We start from the raw sequence: 11,865 nt of genomic DNA on the forward strand, positions 1-11,865 counted from the left end.
GCCCGACAGGGTTGCCTTACCTCTACTAAAGAAAGCGATTACATATCCCTGATAATATTGTATATTATGATGGCAACCTTGGAACAGATCAACATGAGCCTTTGCATTTTGCTTCAATTCGGTGAGCAATAAGAAATCAAATGATTCACAATGCTACATATATATTCGTTGATAGGGCTAAGGCCGTCATCAAAAGGGAGGAATCCAAACGTGTACCGGGTACTGCTGGTGGATGATGAAGAAGATGTGCGTGAAGGACTTGTTGTAGAGGTCGATTGGGAAGCGCTCGATCTGCGGATAGTCGGTTTGGCTGAGAATGGGCGGGAAGCATTGGAGATGGCGGAGAGGGTAGAGCCGGACATTGTGGTGACGGATATCAGCATGCCATTCATGAATGGTCTGGAACTCGCACAAAGATTGAGGAAACGTAATCCACTCGTAAAGGTGGTCATTTTGACTGGATATGATGAATTTGATTATGCGAGGCAAGCCATCTCGTTAAGTGTGGATGAATATCTGCTGAAGCCGTTCTCGGCAGGACATCTCACCGAACTGCTCACAAGACTGCGCGCTCAGATGGCGGCTGAAGTGGCTGAGCGTGAAGATGTACAGCAACTGCGTGAGCACTATCATACCAGTTTGCCTTTATTACAGGCAGATCTGATGGCGACCTTGCTCCATCGACAGAAATCCTCAACATATATTCATAGTAAAGCCAAACAATGCGGATTGGATCTGACAGGGGAACGCTATGGGGTGTCCGTATTGACACTGCATATGGATGGAGATGTGCAGAAGGAGAAGTCTGAGGGAGTATTCAACGAGCCCCCACAGCGACATAACAAAACAACATCCGAGGTAGCGGATCAGTCTGAGATATTCATTCCCGGAGGTTCCTTGCGTCAATCTGAGGATGCTGAACTGAAGCGCTTTGCTGCACTTAACATTGCGGCAGAAGTTTGGGCGGAGCATGGGGCTGGTCATGCTTTTATGCATCAGGAGACGATTGTCCTGCTCTATGTGGATCGCTCGGGCGGTACAGATGGAGCGAAGCGGCAACAGAAGGCTTTGGAAAATGTGATGCGCAGCATCAACCACTATTTACGTATCCCGGCTACGGTGGGCTCTGGTCAGATTGTGGATACACTCGCGGATGTGAATCATGCCTATGAAGATGCCCTGCTGGCATTGGATTATCGGCTTGTGCCCGGGACGGATTCAATCATATACATTGCAGACGTGGAGCGACAGACGGCGGGCAAGCTGCGGTTCGACGAGTTGAAGCAGCAGACGTTGACACGATGCCTGAAGGCAGGTACACAAGCAGAGCTGGAGGAAGCACTGGCGATCATTTTCCGGGAAATTACAGTGGAACACGGGCGAAGTGATATTCAGCTCTATTTAATTGAAGTGTTAACAACAGTATGGAAGGCGGCACAGGCATCAGGGGAAGAAATGGAAGACATCTTTGGTGCAGGGTTCCAGTTGTATGCGGATTTGTTCCGACTGCCGGGACTTACTGAGGCACAGAAGAAGGTACGGGAAGTCTGTCTACTCGTACAACATCGCATTGCCAGCGGACGCCAGCATGTATACAAAGATATTGTCGAGCAGGCATTAGTTTTCACGAAAGAGCATTATGCTGACCCGGACCTGTCCATTCAGAAGGTGTGCGGGCATTTGCATATCAGCTCCGGTTATTTTTGTGGCATTTTCAAAAAAGAAGTACAACTTACCTTCCTGCAGTACCTGATGCAGATCCGAATGGAGGCAGCGCGTGAGCTGCTTCGCTCGACCGAGCTGAAGTCGTTTGAGATTGCGGAGCAGGTTGGCTTTGCCGAACCCAATTACTTCAGTTTTTGTTTCAAAAAACATATTGGCGTCTCGCCCAAAGAATATCGTAAACAGGCTTCCCAGGCGGCAAGTGAAGGTTCGATCCGATGAAGTTCTTGTCCAGATGGGTGAAGTCCATGGGACCTCAATTACGCTCTCGTCTGCGTTCGTCCAGAGTCAGCAGTATCCGGTTTATTATTACATGGTCCTTTTCCGTCTTCATCGTCTTGGTGCTAACCATCATGGCGATGCTTCTGCATGACAAGTTCACGCAGGCTGCCGAGCGAAGTGCGGAACTCACGACGAGACAAATTGTGGATCAGGTCAGTTATAACCTGGAGGATTACGTCCGCAGTATGTCGCATCTGTACCGTGCCATTGAGGAACACATGTTGCGTGACGGGACATGGGAAGGGGAACTGGTGGACAAACAGCTTGACACACTGCTCAGCAGTCGTGAAGATATCATCTCGATTACTTTGCTTGATTCCACGGGGAAATTGCTCAAGAACCGACCTACAGCCGAATTAAAAACCAGCGCCCATGTGACACAGCAAGGGTGGTTTCAGTCTGCGCTTCGTGTGCCGGATCACCTGAGTTTCTCGTTACCTCATATTCAGAACATGTACACAGGCCCATATAAATGGGTCGTTTCCATGAGCAAAGGCATAACGATACGGCAAAATGGTCAGGATCGGCAGGTTATCCTGCTGGTCGATATCAATTTCAAACAGATGGATGAACTGAGCCGTCGGGTCAGTCTGGGGCAACGAGGATACGTGTATATCATCGATGAGAGTGCGGGCAATATCGTGTACCATCCGCAGCAACAATTGATGTATATGGGACTCAAAAGCGAGAATATCGAACAGGCTTTGGTGGCTTCCGGCAGTTACGAAGATGAAGCAGATGGGCAGAAAAGGCTGAATACCGTGAAGTCCGTTGCCAATATCGGGTGGAAAATCGTCGGTGTTGCTTATCTGGATGAGATTATGACAACGCGTCAGGAAGTGAACGGATATCTCATTCGTGTATTGGTCGTTGTACTGGTACTGGTCATTCTTGTCTCGCTGTTCTTATCCTCCAGTCTGACTCGTCCGATTCGGCGAATGGAACGTAAAATGAAGGCCGTAGAGCGCGGGGATTTCAACGTGGAGTTGCCTATTGAAGGGCCGCTGGAGGTGGAACGTCTATCTCGTCGCTTTAATCTGATGGTCAATAAAATTCGCACCCTGATGGATGAGATCATCCATGAGCAGGAACAGAAGCGGCGTCTGGAGCTGGAAGCCTTGCAGGCCCAGATCAATCCACATTTTTTATATAATACTCTGAATTCAGTAGTGCGCATGGTAGGCATGAGCCGCAATGAGGAAGTGATTACGATGATCACGTCTCTCTCTCGCCTGTTCCGCATCAGTCTCAGTCAAGGCAAAACGATTATCACGATCAGGGAAGAGCTGGAGCATGCGCAGCATTATTTGACGATTCAACAGATGAGGTTCAAGCGCAAATTCAACTTTACGATTAAGGCAGATGATACGCTTCTGGATTGCCTGACATTAAAGCTGGTGCTTCAACCCCTAATTGAGAACGCCATTGTTCATGGCATCGAGTACCACATGGACGAAGGAAGTATTGAGGTCGATGTTTATCGTGAGGACAACAAGCTGGTGTTTCGCATTACAGATAATGGGGTCGGCATGACGGAAGCACAGATGTCGGGATTATTAAGTGGTCGTCCTGTGGTCAAAAGTGGTGCAGGCTCCGGCGTAGCGGTACGCAACGTCCATGACCGAATTCGGCTTTACTACGGGGAGGGCTTCGGACTTGAATTTGCAAGTGAGTTGGAAGAAGGAACCACGGTCTGGGTTCGGATTCCCATTCAATCTCAGCAGAAGGAGGGCGAGCCTAATGACAGACAATAAGGAGAATAGGGGCGATATCCACAGCCACAGAGTTGTAGGGTCATACATTCGTACGTTTTGGAAAAAGGTTGCTGCGATCTTTCCTGGAATCCGGAAACGTCGGTTAGTAACCCAGACAGCTGCATGCTGCTGTCTGCTCATATGCAGCGCCTGTGGCTTATCGAGTCCCGATGCTACGGCAGTGCCGCCACGTATCGCGCTGATTACGCCAGCTGGGACAGGGGAACTTGCGGAAGCTATCCGGCTTGGCGCCGAAGCGGCTGCCAAAGAGAACGGAGCCGAACTGATTACTGTGGAAGCATACCCTTCCGATGGTGATGTGTACACGCCTGCCATTCTGGACTCTGCTGGAAGTCAGATGCAGGTTAAGCAGGCCAATGCAGGCCGTGGAACGTTGTCTTGCAGTGCGCGAGAGCAGGCTCAAGTGGAGGCCGCAGCATCGGCTCTGAAGCAGGGGGCATCAGCTCTATTGGTTGATCCCCTAAGTGAGAAGGCCCTTAGTGACATCATTCAGGAGGCACAGACAACAAATTCCGATGGAACCATTGTTCCTGTCATTGTGCTTAACGATGAATTTCCCGTGAAAGGCATCACCAGTTTCATCTCGATGGATAATGTTGAGGCGGGAAGACAGGCCGGCCAGGCTATGGCGGAGCTTCTGGAAGGGAAAGGGCATGTGGCTTTATTGGGCCCCGATCCTCTTAATTCTGGTCTTATTCAGAGAGAGCAGGGAGTTATGGAAACCTTGGTACAGTATCCTAATATTCAAGCGGAACCCAAATCGATATGTAATACACGGGATGGATGTTGGCAGACTGCGAAGCAATTGCTGGACCAGCAGGAGGTGGATGGCTTCATTACTCTTCAGGAACCTGCTTCTCTGGGAGCAGCCGATGAACTGAATCGACGCAAATCGGCGGAAAAGGTAAGGATTGTTGGGTTTGGCAGTGAACAACAGCAACTGGAGCAATTGCAAGAAGGGGTCTTTGATCATCTCATCGTCCAGAATGGATACAGTGCAGGTTATCTGGGATTGAATCAAGCCGTTGCGCGGCTGAACAATCAACAGGTGCAAGCGAGAGTGTTACTTGAGACCAAGCTGGTTAGTACAGACAATATGTTCTGGATGGATAACCAGAAGCTGTTGTTTCCTTTTGTACAATGAACCAATGCTGGAACGAGTGCCGGAACGAATACTGAATGACGAAATTAAGGTGTTTGTTAACTTGAGGAAGATTTCGATAGAACAGGTGAAGATATTGTATTCGAATTTAATGTAAACCCTTTCATAATAAAGACATCGGTGAAGCCGAATGAACTTGGGGGAGGTCATTAGGATATGAAGAAAACATGGATGACACTGTTGATTACGGCATGTATGGTTGTGGCGGCGGGGTGTAGCAGCGGCGGAGACAGTGCAGGTGGAAGTACGGGAACAGATACAGGAGGCCAGACAGCAGCCGGTACGGAAACGCCGAAGATTGGTGTTGCCATCTACAAATTTGATGATACATTCATGACGGGTGTACGTAATGCCATGACCGCAGCAGCGGAAGGTGTTGCGACTCTGGATATCGTGGATAGCCAGAATGCACAGCCGACCCAGAATGAGAAAGTGGATCTGTTTGTGTCCAAGAAATACAATGCAATGGCCGTGAACCCGGTGGACCGGACGGCGGCAGGTGTCATCATTGACAAGGCTAAGGCAGCGAACATTCCAGTGGTATTCCTCAACCGTGAGCCAGTAGCTGAAGATATGAACAAATGGGATAAAGTGTACTATGTAGGAGCAAAAGCGGAGGAGTCCGGTACGATCTCCGGTCAGCTGATTGTGGATTACTGGAAAGCACATCCGGAAGCGGACAAAAACGGCGATGGCAAACTGCAATACGTCATGCTGAAAGGGGAACCGGGTCACCAGGATGCAGAGCTTCGAACCAAATATTCGGTTCAGGCGATCCAGGATGCCGGTATCGAAGTGGAAGCACTGGCGGAAGACACGGCGATGTGGGACCGGGTGAAAGGTCAGGAGAAAATGCAGGCGTTCCTGGCTTCCCATGGTGACAAGATTGAAGCTGTTCTCGCGAACAATGATGACATGGCCTTGGGAGCCATTGAGGCATTGAAAGCAGCCGGATACTTCAAGGATGGCAAATCCATGCCGGTGGTAGGTGTGGATGCAACAGCTCCAGCCATTCAGGCTCTACAGGATGGCACAATGCTGGGCACGGTGCTTAATGATGCCAAGAATCAGGGTGCAGCCACGGTGGCACTGGCTTCCGTACTTGCCAAAGGTGAGACACCAACAAAGGAAAATACCAAATACGACATTACAGATGGTAAATACGTCTGGATTGCATACAAGAAGATTACAAAAGACAACATCGCCGACGCCCAATAACAGCACGAGACAGGGACGTCCGACATTCGGGTAGCGTCCCTTTTTTGACGGTCATATGGAAGGGAGGAACCAAGATGGAGTCACCTTACCTGCTGGAGATGAATGGAGTTTCTAAAGCATTTCCGGGTGTGCAGGCACTAAGTCAGGTCACATTGAAAGTAAAGCCGGGGACGGTTCACGCCTTGATGGGAGAGAATGGAGCGGGGAAATCCACACTTATGAAATGTCTGTTCGGCATGTATCACCCGGATGAAGGAACGATACGTATCGAAGGAAAGGATGTGGATATTCCGAATTCCAAAGCGGCACTTCAGCAAGGCATATCCATGATTCATCAGGAGCTGAATCCGGTCCCGCATCGTCCGGTGATGGAGAATATATGGCTGGGTCGTTTTCCGATGAGGGGAATACTGGTGGACGAGAAACGGATGTATACTGATACGCTGGCCCTGTTCAAGGACTTGAACCTGGATATTGATCCGAAGGCTCAGGCGGGAACACTGTCTGTCTCCAAGATTCAATCCATGGAAATCGCCAAGGCGGTCTCTTTTCAATCCAAAGTCATCGTCATGGATGAGCCAACTTCTTCCCTGACAGGCAAGGAAGTGGATCAGCTATTTGCCATTATTAATGAACTGCGCAGTCGCGGCGTATCCATTATCTATATTTCACACAAGATGGAGGAGATCCTAACGATCTCGGATGAAGTGACGATCATGCGTGATGGTTTCGTTGTCGGGACATGGGATGCTGCTGATCTAACGACAGATCTGATCATTACGCGTATGGTTGGCCGTGATCTGGACGAACGTTTCCCGGAACGGACGAACGTACCCGGTGAAGTGATATTAAAAGCCGAGGGTCTGACATCAAGCCAGTCCAAATCGTTTTGTGATGTATCTTTTGAGCTGCGAAAAGGAGAAGTGCTTGGCATTGGCGGCCTGGTTGGAGCACAGCGGACAGAACTGATTGAGTCCTTGTTCGGACTGCGCGGACTCGCTTCGGGTACCATTTCAATTCATGGGCGCAAGGTGAAGATTAACTCCCCCGCAGCAGCAAAGCGTCATAACATTGCGTTGCTCACGGAAGAAAGAAGGGTTACAGGGATATTCCCTGTATTGTCAGTGTATGAGAACACGATCATTGCCAGTCTGGGGCGCTACCGAAATCGTGTGGGCTTGCTGGACGAGAAAAAGGGCCGCGAAGAGGCACGTGAGCAGACGCAGAAGTTCAGAACCAAAACGCCTTCAGTTAACACGCTGATTCGAAACCTGTCTGGCGGTAATCAGCAGAAAGTTCTGCTGGCCCGTTGGTTATTGACCGACCCAGAGATTCTGCTGCTGGATGAACCGACACGTGGAATCGATGTAGGAGCCAAGTTTGAGATTTACACCATTATTACGGAACTGGCTCGTCAGGGCAAAAGCATTATCATGATTAGCTCAGAGATGCCCGAACTGCTGGGTATGTCGGATCGCATTATGGTGATGAGCGAAGGGCGTCTCACCGGAATCGTGGACGGAGCCGAGGCAACAGAGCAGGATATTATGAGGCTGGCCGCGCAGCAGCGGATGGCTTAGTCAGGAGGGAAACAGATGAACACACAGATGATCAATCAAGTGAAACAATATGTAACACAACGCGCCATCTTTATTGTACTGATCCTGCTCATTATTGGTATTGCGATTGCCGATCCGAATTTTCTGGCCTTCTCCACACTGCGGGACATCTTACAGCAGTCCTCCACACGGGCCATTATTGCGCTCGGTGCAGCCTTTATCCTTGTCACGGGCGGGGTCGATCTATCCGCTGGACGGGTGGTTGGTCTGACAGCGGTTGTATCGGCATCGATGTTGCAAATTGATGAATATGCCAATCGCTTCTTCCCCGATCTGCCCCATTTGCCGGTGTTGTTGCCGATTCTGGTTGGAATCACTGCAGGTCTATTCGTGGGTTTGGTCAATGGACTTATTGTCGCCAAATTACATGTGCCACCTTTTATCGCAACGCTGGGTACCATGGTTGCCGTGTATGGACTGAACTCCATTTATTTTGATACGGAACCCAACCAGTCACAGCCGATCGGAGGATTGAGACCCGATTTTACCGTCATTGGCTCTGGATACATTGATCTGGGCGGGGGTTATTCTATCCCGTATATTGTCCTGATCGCGATTGCGGTGGCATTAATCTGCTGGGTGATCTTCAACAAAACACGTCTCGGCAAAAACATGTATGCCATCGGTGGCAACATTCAGGCAGCTCATGTATCCGGGATTCATGTGGCTCGCAACCTGGTTGCCCTGTATGCCATTGCGGGTGCACTGTATGGTCTGGGTGGTGTACTTGAGGCAGCGCGCACAGGTGGAGCTACGAACAATTACGGTAACATGTATGAGCTGGATGCGATTGCCGCATGTGTGGTAGGCGGCGTATCAACGGCAGGAGGTATTGGAACGGTACCTGGGGTTATGGCGGGTGTGCTGATCTTCGGGGTCATTAACTATGGTCTAACGTTTATCGGTGTAAGTCCATACTGGCAGTTGATTATCAAAGGATTGATCATTGTTGCTGCGGTGGCTTTTGATATCCGTAAGTATATGGCGAAAAAATAAGATGAGCCTCAAGAGGTTACACCAGTCACTCCGATGACAGAACAACCTTCTGATCGCTGTTATCCCCAGATTTTTTGATTCCCTTCTAAAGAAGTGAAAATCCGGGGATAGCATATGCTTCCGATGCAGCTTTCTTTCAGAAAGCTTTTAGGCGAACGCTCCGCTTCTTCAGGTTATTTCTGTCCTCTACGTTATCGTGTAAACAATTTGTTCATCTTATATGGAAAAGCAGCAAAGAAGCCAGCCCTCGGGATATAGAGAGCTGGCTTTAATTGTTTAACCATTAACCATCCAATCGATAACGGGGATAACTGGTCCAATGATGCATAAGAGCAACATAAATCCGGCGACGTTATAAGATACACTTGTGCCATAATGTGAACGATTTTTTTTGGCGATCAAGAAGGCTGGAATCCAGAAGAGGGCTGCTACTACAAAAGGAATGTGAAGTCCTTGAGTTCCGTTGCTATAAATAGGTATGTTTATTAAGTTTAAAAGATAATGACTGATCATAAAATTTGTTTTGCCCCATTGGAAGTTAAAGGCGAGACCCATCAATAGTAAGAGTAGAGAGAGTGTTCCGAGGCCCAGTGGTTTTCGTTGTGTTGTCATGTGATATCCTCCATAAGAAAGTATTTATCCTAAATTAATCCATTAATGTATTGTACCACAATAATGATTTATGCGAAGAGGAATTGTTTCACTTTTGTTGATTACAATTACATCATATGTCCTATTGCCTTCATAATTTATACATTCGTGCGAATTTGACGAGCCTCCACTAATCGACAACATCAGCTAATCATAATCGATATAATACATGTACATAAGTTGTTTGATGTGAGTTTTATGTCAAAGGGGGCGAGGCTGTTTGCTTAGTTACACGATGAAAATGGTGATATTCCCGCTAGGTTGTCTGCTTGTCATTCTGTCCTCTTATGTTCTCAGGCTTACCCCTAATATGGCAATAATGTCACTTTCGGCGACATTATTGGTAGCAAGTATTTATGGGGAGAGACGATATCCTGTGCTGCGAAAATTTCAGTGGATTTTTCTCGGGATATTCCACTATTTCAGTGAACTGAACTGGTGCAACATGCTGTATTATATGCTCATTATTTCAATGATCCAGGACAAACCAAGGTTGGCGCAGACCTTGCCGATTTCGTTGCTGCTTATGCTGCAATATACGTTGATTCGGCTTTCGTATGTGCCTGTAGATACATATGCTTTGCTGGTTTCGTTATTTGACCTGTTAACCTCGGTTGTTATCATTTTTTTGTATCATACCTTAATCAACAGTGAGGTCGAGAAGCGCAGGCTTCGGGAAAAAAATCGGTTCCTGACCCTGCATGATCCGCTTACCGGACTGTTGAATTACGAAGGTTACATGGAGGTGTTACATAAGACGGTAGAAGAGCAACGGTCTTTTTTGCTTGTCCTTTTGAACGTCAATAACTTTAGCGGCTTTAAAAAAGAGTCAGAAGATCCTTGGTGTTCGGTAATCACAGGTACAGGTCAGATGATCAGCAATCATTTCACCGAGGCCTATGGCATATCCCGGTATGCAGGAGACCGATTTGCAGTCGTTTTGCCAGAGATACAGGATGTGGAAGAACGAATGTCGTCACTGTTATCCGTGCAGCTTCAAGGACTCCAGGTAAGCTACAGCATCTCCCTGTACCCGGAAATGTCGGATTCGTTGCAGCACTTTATGACGGTTGCCGAAGATAGGCTTCTTCAACAACAGCGTAGCAAATGGCTGAAAAATGAAGAAGAAGTATTTCGTTCCGAAAGACTAAGGGCTGTGGGTGAACTGGCCGCAGGTATGGCTCACGAAATTCGAAATCCGCTTACCGCAATTCGGGGATTCCTGCAGTTGTCACGTGGACAAGCGTTTAATATCGCGCCATGGTATGAAGTGATTATGGGTGAGGTGACAAGAGTAACCGATCTGACAGCTGAATTTTTGCAGTTTTCCAAACCACATGCCAATCACATGAAGCCTGAACATTTGGGTCACTGCCTTGAACGAGTGATGTCTTTGACCGAGTCAGATGCGGCATCCCGAGGGCATCAAATTACGCTTGAAATGACTAATGAGCCAGTTGTGATCATCATGGATCGAGATAAAATTGTGCAGGTATTGATCAATCTGATTCGTAACGCTTTTGAAGCAATGACAGACCCTGGTGAGGTCCATATGGATTTGTTGCAGGACGGAGACGCAGTGCTCATTTCAATTACAGATACAGGAAGCGGCATTCCGGAAAATTCGCTATCCACCATCTTTAATCCATTTTATACAACCAAAGAAGAAGGTACGGGACTTGGACTTGCACTCTGCCAGAAAATCGTTCAGGATCACAATGGTAAAATTACCGTCCATAGCGAAATGGGGGTTGGTTCCACCTTCACGCTTCATCTGCCCATGGAGACGTAAATCATATAACTTACCTAGAGATAGCAATTAAGTAGTCATTAGACAAAAACATAAAAACGCCGCATGGGTCCAGAAGAACCCCGTGCGGCGTTTAATATTTCGATTAATAAGTTGATGTGTGGAGACTACATTGGTTCAGATCATTTTAGCTATAAGTGTGTCTGCAAATTCAAGTAAGCGATATGATGATGGAGGTCAGCATATAAAAGTCTGAAGTTCAAGCCGGTTGATCCTGGCGAATGGGTAGTCGATTTTCTAAGGAACATAGGACGTCTTATTTGGCCTTCAAGTCCTTACTTTAATTTGTAAGAAACTTCAGACACGTTATTTCCCAACATCCCATGAAAAAACGCTGAAAATGGCTGTTTATTTGGATATAACGTGTCTCAGGTTCTTTAGATTTCTGAGGGAGCTTCAAAAGCTTGAATAAGGCGCCTCAGATTCGTTAGTTTACGCTCTTGCTCTGTTCCAACCGCGAGCTGGACGATGTCCTCAAGCCCGCCCGGCACGGAGTGGAGCTTTTCATTTGGAATAGATTAAATCCACTTTTGTGGCATATTGATCGCTTGTTCGCACGCGAAGGACATGTTCTCCCACATTCAGGATACAGCGTAATTACTTGCTCCATACGCGCTAAGGTCCGCTTCG

General features: G+C 47.9%; 8 protein-coding genes. 7 read left to right on the top strand and 1 reads right to left on the bottom strand.

All coding sequences use genetic code 11. The features are described 5' to 3' along the window. Positions 1–210 precede the first annotated feature (210 nt). The 6 genes from MHH92_RS05440 to mglC all read left to right on the top strand — a co-directional run bounded on the left by MHH92_RS05440 (position 211) and on the right by mglC (position 8,774). Positions 211–1,944, top strand: a complete 1,734-nt coding sequence (locus tag MHH92_RS05440; RefSeq protein ID WP_340902480.1) for a response regulator — start codon at positions 211–213, stop codon at positions 1,942–1,944. A gap of 26 nt (positions 1,945–1,970) precedes the next feature. Continuing rightward, positions 1,971–3,758, top strand: a complete 1,788-nt coding sequence (locus MHH92_RS05445; RefSeq protein ID WP_340902481.1) for a sensor histidine kinase — start codon at positions 1,971–1,973, stop codon at positions 3,756–3,758. Beyond that, positions 3,745–4,923, top strand: a complete 1,179-nt coding sequence (locus tag MHH92_RS05450; RefSeq protein ID WP_340902482.1) for a substrate-binding domain-containing protein — start codon at positions 3,745–3,747, stop codon at positions 4,921–4,923. The genes MHH92_RS05445 and MHH92_RS05450 overlap by 14 nt, the downstream gene beginning before the upstream one ends. Before the next feature lie 174 nt (positions 4,924–5,097). Further along, on the top strand, positions 5,098–6,159 hold the full coding sequence (locus MHH92_RS05455; RefSeq protein WP_036606548.1) for a galactose ABC transporter substrate-binding protein: 1,062 nt from the start codon (positions 5,098–5,100) through the stop codon (positions 6,157–6,159). 74 nt (positions 6,160–6,233) lie between these two features. Beyond that, positions 6,234–7,739, top strand: coding sequence for a sugar ABC transporter ATP-binding protein (locus MHH92_RS05460; protein WP_047841838.1), 1,506 nt, complete (start codon positions 6,234–6,236; stop codon positions 7,737–7,739). Positions 7,740–7,754: 15 nt separating this feature from the next. Then, positions 7,755–8,774: a galactose/methyl galactoside ABC transporter permease MglC gene (mglC, locus tag MHH92_RS05465; protein WP_339299534.1), complete on the top strand. Its 1,020-nt coding sequence runs from the start codon at positions 7,755–7,757 to the stop codon at positions 8,772–8,774. Positions 8,775–9,050: 276 nt separating this feature from the next. Here mglC and MHH92_RS05470 read toward each other — a convergent pair whose 3' ends face one another. Then, complete coding sequence (locus tag MHH92_RS05470) at positions 9,051–9,386, bottom strand: hypothetical protein (RefSeq protein ID WP_253506012.1); 336 nt, start codon at positions 9,384–9,386, stop codon at positions 9,051–9,053. Between the two features lie 415 nt (positions 9,387–9,801). Between MHH92_RS05470 and MHH92_RS05475 the strand changes: the two genes are divergently transcribed. Continuing rightward, positions 9,802–11,217: an ATP-binding protein gene (locus MHH92_RS05475; RefSeq protein WP_340902489.1), complete on the top strand. Its 1,416-nt coding sequence runs from the start codon at positions 9,802–9,804 to the stop codon at positions 11,215–11,217. Positions 11,218–11,865: the final 648 nt, after the last annotated feature.

The sequence above is a fragment of the Paenibacillus sp. FSL M7-1414 genome (assembly GCF_038003195.1).
In the GTDB taxonomy this organism is placed as follows: Bacteria; Bacillota; Bacilli; order Paenibacillales; family Paenibacillaceae; genus Paenibacillus; species Paenibacillus amylolyticus.